This is a genomic window from Streptomyces sp. NPDC030995 (genome assembly GCF_055571215.1).
In genome coordinates this window covers 126,993-147,174 of record NZ_JBVIFS010000013.1, presented here as the reverse complement: position 1 = coordinate 147,174, position 20,182 = coordinate 126,993, and the positions used below count along the sequence as shown (strand labels likewise).

At 71.1% G+C, this 20,182-nt stretch carries 18 protein-coding genes and 1 tRNA gene; 12 read left to right on the top strand and 7 right to left on the bottom strand.

The features are described 5' to 3' along the window. Positions 1-8: 8 nt before the first annotated feature. Positions 9-992, top strand: coding sequence for an ATPase BagA (gene bagA, locus ACZ45T_RS21030; protein ID WP_468443405.1), 984 nt, complete (start codon positions 9-11; stop codon positions 990-992). Continuing rightward, complete coding sequence (gene bagB / locus ACZ45T_RS21025; RefSeq protein WP_468443403.1) at positions 989-2,293, top strand: ATPase BagB; 1,305 nt, start codon at positions 989-991, stop codon at positions 2,291-2,293. The genes bagA and bagB overlap by 4 nt, the downstream gene beginning before the upstream one ends. A gap of 29 nt (positions 2,294-2,322) precedes the next feature. Here the strand turns inward: bagB and ACZ45T_RS21020 are convergent, their stop codons facing one another. After that, positions 2,323-2,673, bottom strand: a complete 351-nt coding sequence (locus ACZ45T_RS21020) for a WhiB family transcriptional regulator (protein WP_030648100.1) — start codon at positions 2,671-2,673, stop codon at positions 2,323-2,325. A 385-nt stretch (positions 2,674-3,058) separates the two neighbouring features. On the opposite strand from ACZ45T_RS21020, the gene ACZ45T_RS21015 reads away from it, so the two are divergent. Beyond that, positions 3,059-5,332 (top strand): transglycosylase domain-containing protein, encoded by a 2,274-nt coding sequence (locus ACZ45T_RS21015; protein WP_468443401.1) that lies wholly within the window; start codon positions 3,059-3,061, stop codon positions 5,330-5,332. Positions 5,333-5,446: 114 nt separating this feature from the next. On the opposite strand, the gene ACZ45T_RS21010 is transcribed toward ACZ45T_RS21015, so the two are convergent. Beyond that, entirely contained in the window at positions 5,447-5,908 is a 462-nt protein-coding gene (locus tag ACZ45T_RS21010; protein WP_468443399.1) for a GatB/YqeY domain-containing protein, read from the bottom strand. A 68-nt stretch (positions 5,909-5,976) separates the two neighbouring features. Between ACZ45T_RS21010 and ACZ45T_RS21005 the strand changes: the two genes are divergently transcribed. The 4 genes from ACZ45T_RS21005 (at position 5,977) to ACZ45T_RS20990 (ending at position 10,965) form a co-directional block, all read left to right on the top strand. Then, positions 5,977-6,915 carry a metallophosphoesterase gene (locus tag ACZ45T_RS21005; RefSeq protein WP_468443397.1) on the top strand — a complete coding sequence of 313 codons (939 nt, stop codon included), beginning with the start codon at positions 5,977-5,979 and terminating at the stop codon, positions 6,913-6,915. Positions 6,916-7,118: 203 nt separating this feature from the next. Beyond that, positions 7,119-7,192: transfer RNA gene (locus ACZ45T_RS21000), tRNA-Pro, on the top strand. Positions 7,193-7,389: 197 nt separating this feature from the next. Beyond that, a complete protein-coding gene (locus ACZ45T_RS20995; RefSeq protein ID WP_468443395.1) occupies positions 7,390-8,907 on the top strand; it encodes a SulP family inorganic anion transporter in 1,518 nt (505 codons plus the stop codon). 438 nt (positions 8,908-9,345) lie between these two features. After that, entirely contained in the window at positions 9,346-10,965 is a 1,620-nt protein-coding gene (locus ACZ45T_RS20990) for an MFS transporter (RefSeq protein ID WP_468443393.1), read from the top strand. Here ACZ45T_RS20990 and ACZ45T_RS20985 read toward each other — a convergent pair. After that, positions 10,925-11,737 carry a helix-turn-helix domain-containing protein gene (locus ACZ45T_RS20985; protein ID WP_468443391.1) on the bottom strand — a complete coding sequence of 271 codons (813 nt, stop codon included), beginning with the start codon at positions 11,735-11,737 and terminating at the stop codon, positions 10,925-10,927. The genes ACZ45T_RS20990 and ACZ45T_RS20985 overlap by 41 nt on opposite strands. Positions 11,738-11,927: 190 nt before the next feature. On the opposite strand from ACZ45T_RS20985, the gene ACZ45T_RS20980 reads away from it, so the two are divergent. Then, positions 11,928-12,782 carry a DUF4365 domain-containing protein gene (locus ACZ45T_RS20980; protein ID WP_468443389.1) on the top strand — a complete coding sequence of 285 codons (855 nt, stop codon included), beginning with the start codon at positions 11,928-11,930 and terminating at the stop codon, positions 12,780-12,782. A 43-nt stretch (positions 12,783-12,825) separates the two neighbouring features. Here ACZ45T_RS20980 and ACZ45T_RS20975 read toward each other — a convergent pair whose 3' ends face one another. Beyond that, complete coding sequence (locus tag ACZ45T_RS20975; protein ID WP_468443387.1) at positions 12,826-13,875, bottom strand: M4 family metallopeptidase; 1,050 nt, start codon at positions 13,873-13,875, stop codon at positions 12,826-12,828. A 222-nt stretch (positions 13,876-14,097) separates the two neighbouring features. On the opposite strand from ACZ45T_RS20975, the gene ACZ45T_RS20970 reads away from it, so the two are divergent. From ACZ45T_RS20970 to ACZ45T_RS20955, 4 genes are all read left to right on the top strand, one after another. Then, a complete protein-coding gene (locus ACZ45T_RS20970; RefSeq protein ID WP_468443496.1) occupies positions 14,098-14,736 on the top strand; it encodes an RNA polymerase sigma factor in 639 nt (212 codons plus the stop codon). After that, positions 14,733-15,605 (top strand): hypothetical protein, encoded by an 873-nt coding sequence (locus ACZ45T_RS20965; protein WP_468443385.1) that lies wholly within the window; start codon positions 14,733-14,735, stop codon positions 15,603-15,605. The genes ACZ45T_RS20970 and ACZ45T_RS20965 overlap by 4 nt, the downstream gene beginning before the upstream one ends. A 176-nt stretch (positions 15,606-15,781) precedes the next feature. Beyond that, a complete protein-coding gene (locus tag ACZ45T_RS20960; RefSeq protein WP_468443383.1) occupies positions 15,782-16,360 on the top strand; it encodes a hypothetical protein in 579 nt (192 codons plus the stop codon). 69 nt (positions 16,361-16,429) lie between these two features. Continuing rightward, a complete protein-coding gene (locus ACZ45T_RS20955; protein WP_468443381.1) occupies positions 16,430-18,673 on the top strand; it encodes a bifunctional polysaccharide deacetylase/glycosyltransferase family 2 protein in 2,244 nt (747 codons plus the stop codon). A 3-nt stretch (positions 18,674-18,676) separates the two neighbouring features. On the opposite strand, the gene ACZ45T_RS20950 is transcribed toward ACZ45T_RS20955, so the two are convergent. The 3 genes from ACZ45T_RS20950 to ACZ45T_RS20940 form a co-directional block, all read right to left on the bottom strand. Further along, a complete protein-coding gene (locus ACZ45T_RS20950; RefSeq protein ID WP_468443379.1) occupies positions 18,677-18,952 on the bottom strand; it encodes a hypothetical protein in 276 nt (91 codons plus the stop codon). A gap of 78 nt (positions 18,953-19,030) precedes the next feature. Then, a complete protein-coding gene (locus tag ACZ45T_RS20945) occupies positions 19,031-19,537 on the bottom strand; it encodes a DUF5956 family protein (RefSeq protein ID WP_468443377.1) in 507 nt (168 codons plus the stop codon). 9 nt (positions 19,538-19,546) lie between these two features. Next, positions 19,547-20,164, bottom strand: coding sequence for a dihydrofolate reductase family protein (locus ACZ45T_RS20940; RefSeq protein WP_468443375.1), 618 nt, complete (start codon positions 20,162-20,164; stop codon positions 19,547-19,549). Positions 20,165-20,182: the final 18 nt, after the last annotated feature.

Below are 20,182 nucleotides of genomic sequence, written 5' to 3'. Positions count from 1 at the left end.
CGGACGCTGTGAGCAGGCTCCAGGTGGTCAGCGGCAAGGGCGGCACCGGCAAGACCACGGTCGCCGCGGCACTCGCGCTTGCCCTCGCACGCGAGGGCAAGCGGACTCTTCTGGTGGAGGTCGAGGGCAGGCAGGGGCTCGCGCAGCTCTTCGGCGCCGAGGCGCTCCCCTACGAGGAGCGGAAGATCGCGGTCGCGCCCGGCGGGAGCGGCGAGGTCTTCGCGCTCGCCATCGACGCCGAACGGGCGCTGCTGGACTACCTCCAGATGTTCTACAAGCTCGGCTCGGCCGGCCGCGCGCTCAAGAAGCTCGGCGCGATCGACTTCGCGACGACCATCGCCCCCGGGCTGCGCGACGTGCTGCTGACGGGCAAGGCGTGCGAGGCGGTGCGGCGCAAGGACAAGGCCGGCCGGTACGTCTACGACCACGTGATCATGGACGCGCCACCGACCGGGCGGATCACCCGGTTCCTGAACGTCAACGACGAGGTGGCGGGCCTGGCCCGGTTCGGGCCGATCCACAACCAGGCGCAGGCCGTCATGAAGGTGCTCAAGTCCCCCGAGACGGCCGTGCACCTGGTCACCCTCCTGGAGGAGATGCCCGTCCAGGAGACCGCGGACGGCATCGCCGAGCTCAAGGAGGCCGGGCTGCCCGTCGGCCGGGTCGTCGTCAACATGGTGCGGCCGCACCACCTGGACGAGGACACCCTGCGCACCGCGGCCGGCGACCACCGCGCCGAGGTCGCCCGGGCGCTCTCCCGGGCGGGCCTGGGCGGCGCGCGCCGCGGCGGGCTGGCCGAGCGGCTGGTGGACCCGCTGCTCGCGCAGGCCGCCGAGCACGCGGGCCGGGTGGAGCTGGAGCGCGCGCAGCGCGCCGTACTGGCGGGGCTGGACCTGCCGACGTACGAACTCCCGCTGCTCGGGGCGGGGATGGATCTGGCCGGGTTGTACGAGCTGGCCAAGGAACTGCGCAAGCAGTCGGTGGCCGAATGAGCGAGGGGGTGGACACCGTGGGCCTCGACACTCCGCCGAAGCTGGCGGTCGACGGGCTGCTGGACGACCCGGAGACCCGGATCATCGTGTGCTGCGGCGCGGGCGGGGTCGGCAAGACCACCACGGCCGCGGCGCTCGGCGTGCGGGCGGCCGAGCGCGGGCGCAAGGCGGTCGTGCTGACGATCGACCCGGCGCGGCGGCTCGCGCAGTCGATGGGGATCGACTCGCTGGACAACACCCCGCGCAAGGTGGCGACCGTAGGGGCGGGGGCCGAGGCGGGCGGCGGTGAACTGCACGCCATGATGCTGGACATGAAGCGGACCTTCGACGAGATCGTCGAGGCGCACGCGGACGGCGAGCGGGCCCAGGCCATCCTCGCGAACCCCTTCTACCAGTCGCTGTCGGCCGGCTTCGCGGGCACGCAGGAGTACATGGCGATGGAGAAGCTGGGGCAGTTGCGGGCCCGGGACGACTGGGACCTGATCATCGTGGACACCCCGCCGAGCCGGTCCGCGCTGGACTTCCTGGACGCGCCGACGCGTCTCGGGTCCTTCCTGGACGGGAAGTTCATCCGGGTGCTGATGGCTCCCGCGAAGGTGGGCGGCCGGGCCGGCATGAAGTTCCTGAATGTCGGCATGTCGATGATGACGGGCACGCTCAGCAAGCTGATGGGGGCCTCGCTGCTGAAGGACGTGCAGACCTTCGTGGCCGCGATGGACACGATGTTCGGCGGTTTCCGCACGCGCGCGGACGCGACCTTCCGACTGCTCCAGGCTCCCGGCACGGCCTTCCTCGTGGTCGCTGCGCCCGAACCGGACGCCTTGCGCGAGGCGGCGTACTTCGTGGAGCGGCTGGCCGCGGAGCGCATGCCGCTGGCCGGACTGGTGCTGAACCGGGTGCACGGCAGTGGCGCCGACCAGCTGTCCGCCGAACGGGCGTTGGCCGCCGCAGAGAATCTTGAGGAGGGCGGCATTGTCGATCAGGAGTCCGGGAAAGCTGGACTTCGTGACTCGGCCGACGACTCCCCGGACCACTCACCGGATCACTCGCCCGACCATCCGTCCGACCACTCCCCCGACGATTCACCCGATGTGGACGAGATCACCGCAGGACTGCTGCGTCTGCATGCCGAACGGATGCAGATGATCGCGCGCGAACGGCGCACACGCGATCGCTTCACCTCACTGCACCCCGAGGTGCCGGTGGCCGAAGTGGCCGCCCTGCCCGGCGATGTACACGACCTCGCCGGGCTGCGGGCCATCGGAGAGCGACTCGCGGCCGGGGTTCCGGCCGGAGCGTAGGCGTTCGTACGACGTGGTGGCCGTGTGGTCTACCCGGCTGCCGCGTACGTCTCGTACGGAACGTCGATCTCCGCGTCTGCATCCATGGTGAGGATGCCTGTGCTGCGCTCGTACTCCGTACGTGCGGTTTCGAGCAGCCGTCGCCACGAGGTGACGGTGGGACGCCGGCGCAGCAGCGCACGTCGTTCCCGCTCGGTCATTCCGCCCCACACGCCGAACTCGACACGGTTGTCGAGCGCGTCGGCCAGGCATTCGGTCCGCACCGGACATCCGGTGCACACCGCCTTGGCCCTGTTCTGTGCCGCTCCTTGAACGAACAGTTCATCCGGATCGGTAGTGCGGCAGGCTGCCTGCGCACTCCAGTCGGTAACCCAGCCCATCCCGGCGCCGTCCTCTCCCGAATCGAGGCTCCCCCACGGCGGTAGCGGCATATTCACCGCTGCCAGTTGAGGACGTTACGGAAGGAGGGCACAGTGCAACACCCCCGACGGGCCCAATCTTGAATGGTCCGAACGGACTATGGGTAAGCGGCAGATCACCCGACGGAGTGATCCGGCGACATGCCCGGCCATTCCGGCAATTCGGGTGTAATCGGCGGCTCGACTTCAGCAGAGGGGCGAGATTCGGACATGAGTCCACCCCATTCGGGAAGGGTGAAAATCAAGCCGAGGGGTTGATGTCGCACCACACTGCTGTGACAGTTGGGGACAGCTTAGGCCAAGGCATTCGCGCATGTCCGGCGAATCAGAACGTAGGCTGCCCTCCATGGGAAAGAAGCGCTCGGGCGGCGGGCTCACGGGGAGCCAGCAGGCCGCCAAGTTCCTCGGTGTGTCCGTTCTCTCCGGAGTTGTGCTGGCCGGTATGGCGATCCCGGCCGCGGGCGCCCTGGGGCTGGCCGCCAAGGGCACGGTCGAGGGATTCGATGAGATCCCGGCCAATCTCAAGACTCCGCCACTGAGCCAGCGGACCACGATTCTGGACGCGGAAGGTGGCTTGATCGCCACCATCTATTCACGCGACCGTCAGGTGGTCCCGCTCACGGCGATCTCCCCGTACATGCAGAAGGCGATCGTCGCGATCGAGGACTCCCGTTTCTACGAGCACGGTGCGGTCGACCTCAAGGGCATCCTGCGCGCGGTCAACCGCAACGCGCAGGAGGGCGGCGCGGCGCAGGGCGCCTCCACGCTCACCCAGCAGTACGTGAAGAACGTGTTCGTCGAAGAGGCCGGCGACGACGAGACCAAGGTGCGCGAGGCCCAGGAGAAGAGCCTCGGGCGAAAGATCCGCGAGCTGAAGTACTCGATCCAGGTCGAGGAGGAGCTCGGGAAGAAGAAGATCCTCGAGAACTACCTCAACATCACGTACTTCGGCCAGCAGGCTTACGGAATCGAATCCGCCGCCCAGCGCTACTTCAGCAAGCCGGCCAAGGACCTGACGTTGGAGGAGTCCGCGCTGCTGGCGGGCGTCGTGCAGTCGCCGAGCCGGTACGACCCGGTGAACGACACGCAGGAGGCGACGAAGCGCCGCAACATCGTCCTCCAGCGGATGGCCGACACCAAGGACGTCTCGCAGGCGGAGGCGGACGCGGCGAAGGCGAAGCCGGTCACCCTGAAGGTGACCAAGCCGAAGAACGGCTGCATCACCGCGGTCAAGGGCGCGGGCTTCTTCTGCGACTACGTGCGCAACTCCTTCCTGACCGACCCGGTCTTCGGCAAGACGCGCGAGGAGCGGGCGAAGGTCTGGAACCAGGGCGGCCTGACCGTACGCACCACCCTGGACCCGCAGTCGCAGGACGCGGCCAACGAGTCGATCAAGGACCACGTCTACCAGGAGGACTCGATCGCGACGGCTGTGACCATGGTCCAGCCGGGCACCGGCCGGGTGCTGGCGATGGGTCAGTCCAAGCCGTACGGCTTCGGGAAGAACGAGACGCAGATCAACTACTCCGTGGACAAGCGGATGGGCGGCTCGAACTTCGGCTTCCAGGTCGGCTCGACCTTCAAGCCGTTCATCGCGGCCGCGGCGCTGGAGCGGGGTGTGCCGCCGACGAAGGTGTACGCGGCGCCGAACAAGATGGACTACCCGAGCGGGATCTCCCGCTGCGACGGCACGCAGTACGTCAACAACGCCAAGGAGTCGGCGGAGAACGAGACCGAGGACGAGATCGGCCCCTATGCGCTGAAGACGGCCATGGAGAAGTCGATCAACACCTACTTCGTCGAGATGATCTCCGAGATCGGCCTGTGCCCGGTGTCGGAGATGACGCAGAAGCTCGGTGTGGTCCCGGCGAGCGGGGCGAAGCTGGCCGACGGTCCCGCCATCGCGCTCGGCGCGGAGGAGATGTCCCCGCTGACGATGGCCAACGCGTACGCGACCTTCGCCAACCGCGGGGTCTACTGCACCCCGGTCGCCATCGAGTCGATCACCGACTCGCACGGCAAGGCGCTCTCGGTGCCGAAGAGCAAGTGCGACCGGGCGATGTCGCAGACGACCGCCGACACCATCAACACCCTGCTGAGCGGAGTGGTCGACTCCGGTACCGGTGAGCGGGCCGGTCTGACCGACCGGGACAGCGCGGGCAAGACCGGTACGACGGACTCCCGCTACAACGCCTGGTTCGTCGGCTACACCCCGAACATCTCCGGCGCGGTGTGGGTCGGCTCGGGCGGCGCGAAGAAGATCACGATGGAGAACATCGTGATCGGCGGCAAGCCCTTCGAAAAGGTCTTCGGTGGCGGCCTGCCCGGCCCCATCTGGAAGGACGCGGTCACGGGCGCGCTGTCCGGTCGTGAGGCCCTGCGCTTCACCACGGTCAGCATCCCGGAACCGAACGTCCCCTCCGGCGGCGCCCGCGGCAACAAGCCGCCCACCAACCCGAACAAGCCCGGCAAGCCGGGCGGTGACGGCAAGCCCGGCGGGCGGCCCGGCGGGCAGACCGCCGGAGCCACCGGCGGTACGGGCGGCACCGATCCGGAGACCCCCTTCCCCGGGATCACGATCTCCCCGGGCGGCCTGATCGGCGGCCGCGACGACCAGTAGCGGTCGGCGCGCGCACAGCAGAAAGGGAGGGCCCCGGCCGAAACGGCCGGGGCCCTCCCTTTGGCGCTGCTACGGGCGCTTCTACGGGTGCTTCTCCTCCCGCTGCTACGAGAGCTACGAGAGCTGCTGCTTGACGACGGCGGCGACGCGCCCGCCCTCCGCCAGCCCCGCGACCTTCGGGTTCACGATCTTCATGACGGCGCCCATGGCCCGCGGCCCCTCGGCACCCGCCGCCTTGGCCTCCGCCACGGCCTGCGTCACGATCGCGACGAGCTCGTCGTCGCTGAGCTGCTTGGGCAGGTACGTGTCGAGGAACTCGCCCTCCGCGGTCTCCCGGGCGGCCTGCTCGGGACGGCCGCCCTGGGCGAAGGCCTCCGCCGCCTCGCGGCGCTTCTTCGCCTCCTTGGCGATCACCTTGAGGACTTCCTCGTCGGAGAGCACGCGTGCTTCCTTGCCCGCGACCTCCTGGTTGGTGATGGCGGAGAGGGTCAGTCGGAGCGTGGACGAGTGCAGCTCGTTCCGCTCCCTGATGGCGGTCGTGAGGTCTTCCTGGAGCTTGGCCTTGAGCGTGGTCATGCACCTGAGTCTGCCAGGTGCGGGGCCGGTGGCGCCCATCGGTTTTCCGCGTCTGCGACGATGGGTCCATGCGTGCGCGTTACGGAGTACCCCTGAAGGCGGCTGCCGGAATCGCGGCGGTGGGGGCCGCAGGTGTGGCCTATGCCGCCGGTTTCGAGGCGCGGTCTTTCCGCCTGCGCCGGATCACGGTGCCGGTCCTTCCCCCGGGGATGCGCCCGCTGCGCGTGCTCCAGGTCTCCGACATCCACATGGTCGGCGGGCAGCGCAAGAAGCGCGCCTGGCTCCAGTCGCTGGCAGGCCTGCGCCCGGACTTCGTCGTGAACACCGGCGACAACCTCTCCGACACCGAGGGCATCCCCGAGGTGCTCGACGCCCTGGGCCCGCTGATGTCCTTCCCGGGCGTGTACGTCTTCGGGTCGAACGATTACTACGGGCCGCGGCTGCGCAACCCGGGGCGCTACCTGATCGAGAAGGTCCAGGGCCGGCACGGGCTGAACGGCAACAAGCCGGTCGTCGGCGCCGTCCACAACCCGTGGGAGGAGATGCGGGACGCCTTCGACGCGGCGGGCTGGCAGAACCTCACGAACACCAGGGCGCGACTGAAGGTGGACGGCCTGGAGCTGGCCTTCACCGGGCTCGACGACCCGCACATCAAGCGGGACCGCTACGAGAGGGTCGCCGGCGGACCGGAGTCGGACGCGGACTTCTCGATGGCCGTGGTGCACGCCCCGTACCTGCGCGTCCTCGAAGCCTTCACCGCCGACCGGTACCCGCTGATCCTCGCGGGCCACACCCACGGCGGGCAGTTGTGCATCCCCTTCTACGGGGCGCTGGTCACCAACTGCGACCTGGACACCAAGCGGGTGAAGGGCCTGTCCACGCACGAGGCGGGCGGCCACCGCGCGTACCTGCACGTCTCGGCGGGCTGCGGCACGAACCGGTTCACCCCGGTGCGCTTCGCGTGTCCGCCGGAGGCGACACTCCTCACTCTCACCCCGAAGGCGTAGGGGCTGCGCCACCCTCCCCCAGTACGTCGATGTGCTGACCTCGCCGACGTACGCCGTCCCGGCGCTTTCCCGCTGGCGCCCGGCCGCTCCCCTCGCCCCGCGACCGCCTCGCGACCGCTCCGCGAAAACCGGATTTCGTCTCCGGCGAGAGGTCCGCTAAAGTAATCGATGTCGCCAGGGCAGCAGCGCTGCAAGGCGGCGATCGGGGTGTAGCGCAGCTTGGCAGCGCGCTTCGTTCGGGACGAAGAGGTCGTGGGTTCAAATCCCGCCACCCCGACTTCGTAAGACCAGGTCAAGGGCTTGATCCATTCAGTGGATCAGGCCCTTCCTGCGTCTCCGGAGATTGTTCGGGAGGCATCTGGGAGAAGGTCTTGGTCGGCTTCTCCCCGCCGTCCTGAGCGACCTCGCCCTTCGTGTCTTCTCCGCGCGCCCGCCTGCCGGTTCGGGTGTGCCCGAGCCCGAGGTCTGCGCCCCGTGCCTTCTTCCCCCGAACCCATATCCGCACGGCTGCTGCCCGGCTTCCGCCGTCCGGCGCGACCGGCCTGGCTCTCGCCGAAGGTCTTCCGGACCGAGGTCCTCGCCGGTCTGGTCGTCGCACTGGCCCTGATCCCCGAGGCGATCTCGTTCTCGATCATCGCCGGAGTGGATCCGGCGATCGGACTGTTCGCCTCGTTCACGATGGCCGTCGTGATCTCGGTCGTCGGCGGGCGTCCGGCGATGATCTCCGCCGCGACGGGCGCCGTGGCCCTCGTGATCGCTCCGCTGAACCGGCAGCACGGGCTGGGCTACCTGGTCGCCGCGGTGATCCTGGCCGGCGTCTTCCAGATCGTGCTCGGCGCGCTCGGCGTGGCGAAGCTGATGCGGTTCATCCCGCGCTCGGTGATGGTCGGCTTCGTCAACTCCCTCGCCATCCTGGTCTTCATGGCCCAGGTCCCCGAACTGCTCGGCGTTCCCTGGCCCGTCTACCCGCTCATGGCGGCCGGGCTGGCGCTGATGGTGTTCTTCCCGAAGGTCACCAAGGCGGTCCCGGCCCCGCTCGTGTCCATCGTCATCCTCACCGCGATCACCGTGGCCGCGGGCATCGCGGTCCCCACCGTCGGCGACAAGGGCGCGCTGCCGTCCGCACTTCCGGTGCCGGGCCTGCCGGACGTACCGCTCACCCTGGACACGCTGGCCCTCGTCGCGCCGTACGCGCTGGCCATGGCGCTCGTCGGGCTGATGGAGTCGCTCATGACGGCGAAGCTGGTCGACGAGATCACCGACACGCGGTCCTCGAAGACGCGGGAGTCCATCGGCCAGGGCATCGCGAACATCGTCACCGGGTTCTTCGGCGGCATGGGCGGCTGCGCGATGATCGGCCAGACGATGATCAACGTGAAGGTGTCGGGCGCCCGTACGCGCCTGTCGACCTTCCTCGCCGGCGCATTCCTGATGGTGCTGTGCATCGCCTTCGGGCCGGTGGTCTCCGACATTCCGATGGCGGCCCTCGTCGCCGTCATGGTGATGGTCTGCTTCGCGACCTTCGACTGGCACTCCATCGCGCCGAAGACCCTCAAGCGGATGCCCGCCGGCGAGATCGCCGTCATGGCCGTCACCGTCGCGTGCGTCGTCGTCAGCCACAACCTGGCCGTGGGCGTCGTCGTGGGCTCCGTCACCGCGATGGTCATCTTCGCCCGGCGCGTCGCTCACCTGGCGAACGTCACCTCCGTCCGCGATCCGGACGGCGGCCAAGTCCTCCACTGCGTGACCGGCGAGCTGTTCTTCGCCTCCTCGAACGACCTGGTCGAGCAGTTCGACTACGCCGGCGACCCGGACAAGGTGGTCATCGACCTCTCCGCCGCCCACATCTGGGACGCCTCCTCGGTGGCCGCCCTCGACGCGATCGAGCACCGGTACGCCGGGCACGGCAAGACCGTGGAGATCACCGGCCTGAACGCACCCAGCGCCCACCTGCACGCGAAGCTCAGCGGCGAACTCACCGTCGGGAGCTGAGGAGCCCCGCGTCGGCTTCGGGGCGAGCCTGCCCGGTCGTACGGCGGGAGTTGGCGTCCCCGCTGAACCGCCCCCACGCGGCGCAGTCGTCCAGGCGTCTGGACAGACTCCCGGACCGTGGATACAACTCTCTCTGCCGAACTCCAGCGCCAGCGTCGATCTTCACGGAGCGACTGCCCTGCGGGCACATGAGCCCCGGACTCTCCCCCACCGCGAAGGCGGGAGCGGCGGCTCGGCCGCTGCGCGCAGCCGCGTGTCCGCTACGCGCAATCGGGCAGGTAGGGCGGGTCAAAGTTGTCCGCTGCGCGACATTGGTCGTCCTCGTACGTCGTTCCCCTCCACCCGGTGGGCCCATAGCGTGAACGAGTGCGGCAGCGACCGCATATGGGGGTCTTCACTCCGCAACTGACACCAACGTTCAATCATCAGGGAGCACTCATGTCCTCGACTGCGACGACGACAAGCACCGCACCACCGGGCGACCAGCAACGCCGGCCTGGGCTGGTGCTGTTCATGGTCTGCGTCGCGATCTTCATGCTGATGCTCGACGCGACCGTCGTCTCCGCCGCCCTCGCCGACATCCGCAAGGACTTCGACGCCTCCATCGACGGGCTGCAGTGGGTCATCGACGCCTACTCGATCCCGCTGGCCGGTGTCCTGCTGACCTTCGCCACGCTCGGCGACCGGTTCGGGCGCAGGCGGATGTTCATCATCGGCATGGCCGGGTTCACCGCCTCGTCGCTGGCGTTGGCGTTCGCGAACACCATTGTGGTGCTCGACATCCTGCGCGCGGTGCAGGGCTTCGCCGCCGCCATGCTGTTCGCCACCGCGCTGCCGCTGCTGTCGGTCGCGTACCCCGAGAAGGCGGCCCGAGCCAAGGCGATCGGCATCTACGGCGCCGTGATGGCCCTCGCGACCGTCGCCGGCCCGGTCTTCGGCGGCGCGCTCGTCACCCAGTTCGGCTGGCGCTCGATCTTCACCATCAACGTGCCGATCGGCATCGGCATCATGGTGCTGGCCGCGCTGAAGATGCCCGAGTCGGCGAGCAGCCCCGAGCGCCGCGCCGACCTGCTGGGCTCGGTGCTGCTCACCGGTGGCCTCGTGGCCGGCGTGTTCGCCCTGACCCGGAGCAACGCGCTCGGCTGGACGTCGGGGACGGTCATCGGCCTGCTCGTCACCGCGGTCGTGCTGCTGATCGCCTTCCTGGCCTGGCAGGTGCGGGCCAAGCACCCGCTGTTCGACCTCGCGATGGCGAAGAAGCCCGGGTTCTCCGGCACCGCGATCGTGTCGGTCGCCCACATGGCCACGCTGATGGCCGCGTCCAACTACATCGCGCTGTTCCTCATCGGCACGCTCGGCTACTCGCCGCTGCAGATGGGCCTGCGGCTGCTGCCGATCAGCGTCGGCGCGATGATCGCCGCGCCGCTGACCGCGATCTTCGCCAGGCGCGTGTCGCTCGCGATCTCGCTTCCGCTCACCATGACGCTGGTCACCGTGGGCATGTACCTGATGGGCAACTTCGGCTCCGACAGCGAGTGGACCCACTTCGTGCCGGGCATGCTCATCGGCGGCCTCGGCCTCGGCGCGATCACCGCGGTCACCCAGGCCGCGTCCCTGACCTTCGCCTCGCAGGAGAACGCGGGCATGGCCAGCGCCACGTTCGGCACCCTGCGGCAGATCGGCATGGCCATGGGCATCGCCGGCCTCGGCGCGATGTTCAGCCGCGTCGCCGAGGACAAGACGGAGTCCGGGCTCGCGGCGCTCCCCGGGGCCGGCGCGGTGCCGGAGGACCTGAAGGAGCAGTTCATCGAGGGGATCGGCTCCGGAGCCGGTCACCAGGTGATCGAGGGGGTGCCGTCACAGTTCCACGACAGCGTGCCCGCGCTGACCCAGGTCGCCGACAACGCGTCGATCGACGCGATGAACGCCTTGGCGAACCTGGGCGCGGTCATCGGTGCGGTCGCCGTGGTCCTCGCGATCATCACCTTCGCGATCGACAGCCGCCGGTCCGGCAAGGTCAGCGAGCAGACGCGGGAACCAGAGCCGGCGTCGGTGTGACCTCGGAATCGGCACCGCTCCCGCCGAAGTAAGCGGCGGGGGTGGTGCCGATTTCTCGTCGGAACGCGGTGATGAAGGCGCTCGCGGTCTTGTAGCCGACCGCGCGGGCGACCCGGGCGATCGGGTGCCCGGCGCCCAGCATGGGGAGCGCCGCGTTGAGCCGTTCGAAGGTCCGCCAGCTGCCGAAGCTGACCCCGGTCTCGGCACGGAACCGGCGCGAGAGGGTGCGCGGCGACGCGCCGACCTCCCGGCCCCAGTCCGCGAGGTCCCGGGGATCGGCCGGGTCCTGTCTGATGGCGAGCGCGATCCGCAGGGCCAGCGGGTCGGTGGGGAGGATGGTCGGGATGATGGTGACCGACATGGGCGTCATCAGGTCCCACAGCACGTCCACGGCCCGGGCACGGCGGTCCGCGGCGCGGCCTCCGAGCTCCACGATGTAGGACAGCAGCGGCCCGACCACCCCGGTGGCGTCGATGACGGTCGGGGTGTCCCAGTCCAGCGGGCAGTCGTCCGGTTCGAAGTACAGCGAGTGCATCGCACAGGACGAGTTGGGGATGACGGCATGGTCCACGCCGCCGGGGATCCAGAGGGCGCGCGAGCGCTGCACCACCCAGCGGAAGTTGTCCACCGTCATCGTCAGCAGCCCGGTCGGCGCCCAGGTCAGCTGGTGCTGTGGGTGGTTGTGTGTGGGCACATCGGTCCCGGCCTCAAGCGGGATGACGATGCTCGAATAGGCCGCATAATCGATCGTGGGGTGCATCTCACTGATCACAGGCTCCAATTCTACTGCCACCCAACCCCGTTAAGGCGGCTCCACGAAGTGTAAGAGTCGGCCGGCGGCGAGGACCCGCTCTTTCATCGAGGCCCAGGTTCAAGACCTGGGCCTCGTTCGTCGTCCCCGGCCGAGTGTCAGAGGGGCATGGCACCGTGGGCGGACGTTCTCACGTGGCGAGGGAGAGGGCATGACGACGATTCCCCAGGGTCGACGGATGGAGCAGGCGGCCGTGAACGCCCTGCGCACCCTCCTGCAGAGTCATGACCACGTGGTGGAGGAGATCTCGGGACAGAACGACTACGGCGAGGATCTGTTCGTCACCTTCGCCGACGCCGGGCGCGTGACCAACGACGTCATCAAGGTGCAGGTCAAGGGCGGTGCCTCGTGGCGGCGGTCCTACGGATACGCCGTACCGGTGCGACAGCACGGCGAGACCTGGGCGAAGGGCAACGTGCCGGTGTTCTGCGTCGTCTTCGATCCGGACACGGCGCGACTGCACTGGGCGAACGCAACCGAGCAGCTCCGTCGCGGGGTCCGCGAGGGCCGCCGGCCTCGCACCGTCAGGTTGCCCGCCACGGCGGTGCTCGACGACACGACCCTGGCGGCCTTCGTGGACACGGCCCGCGCTTATGTGGGCGGGTACCGGGGCCGGAACGCCGTTCTGGCCCACCTCGGCGAGATGGCGGGGGTCACCTTCGGCGCCTCCGACCATGTCCTGCACTGGGTCAACGAGTTCGACGAGCAGTTGATCTTCTGGCAGCGCCCCGGGGAGTGGCACGCGACCCTCCTCCACAGCGACCTCGACTGGAACCCGGTCCCGATCACACCCGGCGGACTGCACATCCCGGGCAGCTCGCTCCCGGGGCGCGAGTTCGGCGGTGAGTTCGGCGGTGAGTTCGGCAGCGACTTCCCCGAGGACCTCCGGCGGAGCATGCCCTTCCCGTTCGTCAGCGGGATCATCCTGAACATGCCCGAGGCCCTGTGGCTCGCCTCCTGCTTCTCCGCCACGGAGTGGGCGAGGCGAGCCGCGGATGCGGGATAGGGGTCCCCGCGTCCGTCCCGGGCCGGACCGGATCCGACGCCGGTCAGATCCCCGGGATCTGGCGGGCCTTGAACGCGGCGCGGACCGCGTCCGCCGCGGGCTGGCCGTACATGCGCTGCGCGGTCGCGATCGTCGTCCGGGCGGCTGCCTCGAAGCTCGTGTCCGGGGCGAAGCCGAACTGCGCGTTCACGATGATGCGGTCGGCCGTACGGGCTCCCAGGGCGCCCCGGATGTCGAAGAGGGCGCGGGACCAGATCTCGCCGTCGGCGTGCACCTCGCCCACCCGGTCCGCGTAGACCTTGTTCCCGTCGATGCGGCGCAGGCAGTGCGGGGCCGCGCTGTAGGAGATCGAGTCCCAGTCGGCGACGCACGCCAGGTCCGCCTTCTGCGGCCAGCCGTAGACGGCGTCCGCGTGGGCGCCGACCTCGACGGCCAGGTAATCGCCGAAGGCCTCGCCTATCGCGCCGGCTTCGGGCGAGGTGCCGAAGCCGGGGACCTGGGCGTTGTGCACCGCGTGCCCGTACTCGTGGACGATCACCTCGGCGTCCTCGGCGTCGTCGACGCTTCCCTTGCCGAAGCGGATCTCGGCCTTCTTGTCGGTGAAGAAGGAGTTGTCGGCGCCGTACTGGTTGATGCGGACCGGCTGAACCCGGTCGTTGGCACCGGGGAGTTCGACGCCGAAGCCCAGGCCCTGGAGGTACTCCTGTGCCTCGTTGACCCAGAAGTAGGCCATGACCTGCTCGAACTGGTCGTCGGCGCGGTTGTACCGGGTGGCGTCCGCGACCTTCGCGGCGGCGCCGGTCTCCGACCTGACGTACGCCCACTTCCCGGACAGTCCGCCGCTGCCGTCGAGGTTGCGCAGGGCGGCCGTGGTGTAGGCGGAGGCGGGCACGGCGCCGGCGGAGTCCTTGCCGTCGACGAGCGTCTGATCGCCCGAGGACTGCACGGGGTTGACCATGAAGATGCTGCCCTGGGGCAGGGCTGCGGCGGGCGCCGGTGCGGGCGCGGACGCCGAGGCCGGTCCGGCCAGGGTGAAGAGTGCCACGGCGGCGGTGGCCGCGGCGGTCAGTCCGCGAGGGGAACGGCGGGGCATGGACATCCTCCTGTGATGGATGTGTTGTGCCGGAGATTCACGGGTGGCGGGGTGCGGACGCGATCTTTGCTCAACCGGGCCTCCTTTGGCCAGACCTCGTACCCCCATCCGTTCCGGGAAGTGCCGCATCATGTCCGCGTGCACAGTGCGGAGGAGTTCGGCGAGGCCGACAGCGGAGCGGGAGAGCCGGGAGCGGCGCGGGACCCGGGGACCGCGGAAGACATGTCCGACGTGGTCGCGGCGGCGCGGCAGGGGGACGAGGCGGCCTTCCTGGCGCTGTTCCGGGCGGTGCAGCCGGGCCTGCTGCGCTACCTGACCGTGCTGGTCGGCGAGGAGGCCGATGACGTGGCGTCCGAGACGTGGCTGCAGGTCGCCCGCGACCTCGGGTCGTTCAGGGGGGACTACGACGGCTTCCGCGGCTGGGTGTCGACCATCGGCCGCAACCGGGCGATGGACCTGCTGCGCCGTCGGCGCCGGCGTCCGACGGCCGGCCTGCCGGTCGAGTACCTGCTCGACCGACCGGGGCCCGAGGACACCGAGGGCACGGCGCTGGCGTCGGTCACCACCGCCGAGGCGCTCGCCCTGATAGCCGGGCTGCCCCGCGATCAGGCGGAGGCCGTGCTCCTGCGGGTGGTGATGGACCTGGACGCGCAGAGCGCGGCCCGGGTGCTGGGCAAGCGGGCCGGCGCGGTGCGGATGGCGGCGCACCGCGGCCTGCGCAAGCTCGCCCAGCTGCTCGAACAGCAGGAGGCGGGTCCGTCGGGGGGTGCGGGCGGAGCGGGTGCTTCCCGGCCGCGTGGAAAAAGTTTCCGGCGAGGAGTGACATCGGCCGTGGCTTCGACGCTGAAGGACACGAGATGAGCACCGACCGATCCCGCCGCATCGACCACGACACGGCCGAGCAGCTGCTCGGCGGTGCACGGGGCGACCTCGCACCCGGCCACGAGGCCTTGGCGGGACTGCTCGCCTCGGTCTCCGCTCCGGCGGCGGACGGCGAGCTGGCGGGCGAGGAGCGGGCCGTGGCCATGTTCCGGACCGCTCGTCTCCACCACGCCCACGCCCACGCCGCCGCCCGTGTCCCGGGATCCCGCCGCAGGCGATCCGTGCGTACGCCGGCGATGCTCCTGAGCGCGAAGGTCGCGGCCGCGGCACTGGCCGCCGCCGCTGTCGGCGGTGTCGCCGTCGCGGCCGGCACGGGTCATCTGCCCGCCGCCCTGGGCGGCGGGCCCGCGAGCGCCGGCCCGGCGCCCTCCGCCTCCGCCACGGCCACCGCCGGGGAGCCGGGGGGAGCCTCCCCGGGGCTCCTGAGTCGTCCCTCGACTCCGATTCCGCCCGATCTGGCCGAGCTCTGCCGCGCCTACGCCGAGGCCGCCGGCCCGCGGCCCGCCGAGGTGCTGGCCGAGCACCGGTTCGCCCCGCTGGTCGAGGCAGCCGGCGGGCAGGCCGCCGTACCGGACTACTGCGCCCCCGTCGTCGGCGGCCCGGGCGACGGACCCGACGGCTCGCCGGCCCCGCACCCGACGGACGGCCCGCACGGCGCCGACCCGACGAAGCACGGCGGACGGGACGAGAGCAAGCGGCGCGAGAGCCGGAGCCCGAGCCCGGAGGCCACCCGCACCCCGGACACCAAGGGCGGCCGCCCGACCGGCACCCCGACCACCGACCCGTCCCCGCCCCGCAATCCCGCCCCGACCGGCCGCCCCACCGGCGTGACCGGGGCGGCTCCCTAGTGCTGTGGCCGGAAAGGTTTGCCGGGTCGCGGCGTCCGGTGCGGGGCATCGCAAGGCGGAGGGCCGCGGCTCGTACTGGACGTACCAGCACGGGCCGACAACGCGGCGAGGTGCCGTGCCGGGGGCCGCGACCCGGTGAACCTTTCCAGTCACAGCACTAGGAGCCTGGCCCACCGATGCAACCACCACCCGGTTACGCCGACGACGACACACTGCCGCTTCCCCGCCTCTACGCGGCCTCCCCGGGCCCGGCGGAACCGCACCCCGGGCACGCACCCGAGCACGCACCCGCCCCCGCTGCTGGGCACGCCCCCGCGCCCGCGCCGGTCTTCGTGGACTCCTCGGGCCGACGCCAGCGGCGGGTCCGCCGCCTGGGGTGGCTGCTGGTCGTACCCGCCGCCGCCTACGTCGTCCTCCTGATCAGTTCGCTGTTCGGCGGTCCCACCGTCCGCTCGCCGTTCCTCCCCGCACCGCGCACTCCGGACGCCGCCCCGAGCCGGCCCCCCGCCGCCGAGGCCGAGCCGGGCGCCTCCGCCTCACCGAAGCGCGCCGCCTCCCCGACCGGCGGCGCACCGCAGGCCTCCCCCACCGGCCCCGGCGGTCCCACCGCTCCGCCCGGTGCGGCCACCACCCGCGGGCCGGCCACCGCCGCCCCCACCACGGGGTCCGGCCCCACCCAGGCGGGCGGCCAGAACGGCCGCGGCAAGCCGACGTCGGCACCCGGCCAAGGCGGCAAACCCACCGTCCACCCCTGACCCTCCCGGCCCCCTCGCCCCCTTGCCCCCTGACCTTCCCGGATCACCACAGGCAGAAAGCTCGTCCCCTTGTCGAAGAACCGACGCCGCCTCCCCCGCGGCCGGCACGGCACCGTGCGCAACGTCCCGCTGCGCACCCACTGGCTGCTGCTGACCGTGCTCGTCGTCACCCTCTCGGCCGCGCTGGTGCTCCAGGGCTACGCCAAGCACATGTTCGACACCACCGCCGACGGCGCGGCCCCCCGTACGGCCGGTTCCTCCGCGTCCGTACCGGAGGCCATCCGGTACGGCGGGCCGGTCGTCGAGGGCGCCGCCGGGCGGACGGCCGCTCCCGCGCCCCGCACGATCGCGCTGACCTTCGACGACGGGCCCGACCCCGTCTGGACCCCGAAGATCCTGGACGTCCTGCGCCGCAACCAGGTGCGCGCCACGTTCTTCACCGTCGGCGCCCAGGTGTCCGCCCATCCCGACCTGGCCCGGCGGATCGTCGCGGACGGCCACCAGATCGGCGTCCACACCTTCACCCACACCGACCTCGGCGCCGCCTCCGACTGGCGGCGCTCCCTGGAGCTGCGCGAGAGCCAGCTCGTCATCGCCGGCGCCACCGGGATCACCACCCCGCTGCTGCGCCCGCCCTACTCCTCGACCAACGAGGCGCTGAACGACGCCGACTGGAACACGGTCGTCCAGGCGGGACTGGAGGGCTATCTCACCGTCCTCACCACGCAGGACAGCGAGGACTGGCGCCGCCCGGGCGTCGCCGGGATCGTCGCCAACTCGACTCCGCAGGGCACGGACGGCCAGATCCTGCTGATGCACGACGCGGGCGGCGACCGCTCGCAGACCGTCGCGGCCCTGGAGCAGCTCATCCCCCGCCTCAAGGCGGGCGGCTTCCGTTTCACCACGGTCAGCGAGGCGGTCGGCCTTCCCGCGCCCACCCGGCCCGCCTCGACCGTCGACCGGTGGCAGGGAATCGCCCTGATCAACGCGCTGCGCGCCAGCGACTGGGTCCTCGAAGCGCTCTCCTGGCTGCTGTGGGCGGCCGGCGCGATCAGCGTGCTGCGCGCCGTGGCGGTGTTCGTCGCCGCCCGCCGGCACGTGCGGACGCGCCGCAAGCCGTGGGGCCGGGTGGTCACCGAACCGGTCAGCATCATCGTCCCCGCCTACAACGAGAGCGCCGGCATCGAGGCCGCCGTCCGCTCCCTGCTCGCGTCGGACCATCCGGTGGAGGTCATCGTGGTCGACGACGGCTCCACCGACGGCACCGCCGACATCGTCGAGTCCCTCCGGCTGCCCGGCGTACGCGTCATCCGCCAGCAGAACGCCGGGAAGCCCGCCGCGCTCAACACCGGCATCGCCGCGGCCTCGTACGACCTGCTCGTCATGGTCGACGGCGACACCGTCTTCGAGCCGGACGCCGTACGCATGATCGTCCAGCCCTTCGCCCAGCGGCGCGTCGGCGCCGTCTCGGGCAATGCCAAGGTCGTCAACCGCGGCGGTCTGCTCGGCCGCTGGCAGCACATCGAATACGTCGTCGGCTTCAACCTGGACCGGCGCCTCTTCGACCTCGCCGAATGCATGCCCACCGTGCCCGGCGCGGTCGGGGCGTTCCGCCGCGAGGCCCTGCTGCGCGTCGGGGGCGTCAGCGACACCACCCTCGCCGAGGACACCGACCTCACCATGGCGCTGTGCCGCGACGGCTGGCGCGTGGTCTACGAGGAGCGGGCCATCGCCTGGACCGAGGCCCCCGCCTCGCTCGGCGCCCTGTGGAAGCAGCGCTACCGCTGGTGCTACGGAACCCTCCAGGCCATGTGGAAGCACCGCGGCGCCCTCGCCCAGCGGGGCCAGGCCGGAAAGCTCGGCCGCCGCGGACTGCTCTACCTGCTCATGTTCCAGGTGCTGCTGCCGCTGCTCGCGCCGGTCGTGGACATCATCGCCGTCTTCGGGCTGATCTTCCTCGACCCGGTCCGCATCCTCGGCCTGTGGTGCGCCTTCCTCCTGCTCCAGGTCCTGATGGGGCTCTACGCCTTCCACCTCGACAAGGAACGGCCCGGGGCGCTGTGGAGCCTGCCGCTCCAGCAGTTCGTGTACCGCCAGCTGATGTACCTGGTCGTCATCCAGTCCGTGTTCACCGCCATCGCCGGATCGCGCCTGCGCTGGCAGCGCATGGAGCGCTACGGCAGCCTCCGGATGCCCGCCGCGGCGCCCGCGCTCGCGCCCGTACCCGTACCGGCGCCCCTGGCCTACGAACCCGTCGGGCCCTGGCTGCCGCAGGAGTCCCACGACGTGGCGCCGTGGCCGCCGCGGCACTGATCGTCAGTACGGGCGCGGCGCCATGACCTGCGGCTCGGCCGTCGGGCTCTCGAAGACGCAGCCGGGCTCCGGGCCGGGTGTCGCGCGGACGGACACCGGCGTCGGCGGGTCCGTCGGCAGCTCGACGCGGACGGTCACGGGGTGGTCGTCGCGCGTCGTGGCGTAGCCGGTCTCCTTGCCGTCGACCAGTACCTCCACGACGGCGGTGTGGCCGGTCTGGACCGTGGCACTGACCGAATGCCCGGCGTGTTCGATGTGGAAGTGATGGCGCCGCCTCATGAGACCGCCTCCCGCCGGTACCCCCTCACGACAAGCGTAGCCATGTGGGCACCGAAGCCGCCGCTTCACGACCTGCGTCTACGCGGTGCCGAGCGCGGCGAGTTCGGTCCGCACCAGGGTGAGGAAGTCCGGGGAGGGCCCGGCCTCCACGGCGCGTTCGGCGGCCACCGCGTCGAGGTGGCCGAGTACCGCCTCGACGGTCGGGAAGGTGCCGACCGGGCGGAGCAGCCAGAGGCGGCCCCGGGGCCGGGGCGGGAGGCCGAGCCCGGCGAGGGCCGCGTCGGCCTCGTGGTCGAGTTCGCGCAGGTCGGGCTCGGGGAGCGGGGCGCACTCCACGCCGGTGATGTGGCCGTGGCCGTCGAGCGAGGTGTCCACCGCCCAGTGGGTGGAGCGGTCCGGGATCCAGGTCCGGGCCGCCGGGGGCCAGACGTACGGGAGGAACACCCAGCGCAGGTCCTCGGGCGCGGGCTCCCAGCCGAGCACTTCCAGCTCGCGGATCTCGGGCAGCCGGTCCGGCTCCAGCTCGCTGCGGCCGGTGCGGCGCAGTGCGAGCGGGTGCGGTGATCCGTCCTCGTCCCACGACATGCGGGCACGCTATCCGACGCGGTAGCGGATGTGCGTGACCTGCGGGGTGGCGACCGTACGGTCCGGGGTGAGGTGCAGGGACGGGTCGACGCCGTCGAAGAGGCGGGTGCCGGAGCCGAGGAGGATCGGGGCGAGGTGGATCTCCAACTCCTCGGCCAGGCCCGCGGCGAGGTACGCGCGGACGGTCTCGGCGCCGCCCGAGATCTGCACGTCCTTGCCGCCGGCCGCCTCGCGGGCCGCCGCGAGGGCGGCTTCCGGGCCGTCGGTGACGAAGTGGAAGGTCGTGCCTCCCTCGCGGACCCACGGTTCGCGCGGCGTGTGGGTGAGGACGAAGACCGGGGCGCGGAAGGGCGGCGGGTCGGGCCAGCCGAGCTCGCCCTCCGCGAACATCCGGCGGCCCATGACGTAGGCCCCGGTCCGGTCGAAGTTCTCCTCGACGACCTCGGCCGAGGCGTTGCGCTCACCGCCGCCGGGCAGCAGGCTCTGGCGTTCGCGCCAGGCGTCGATGGCGAACACCCACTGGTGGATCTTCAGACCGCCGTCCCCGAGGGGATTGCCGGGGCGGGCGTTTGGTCCGGCGACGAAGCCGTCCAGGGTCATGCCGATGGACGCGAATACCGTGCTCATACGAGGACCTCCCTCTGC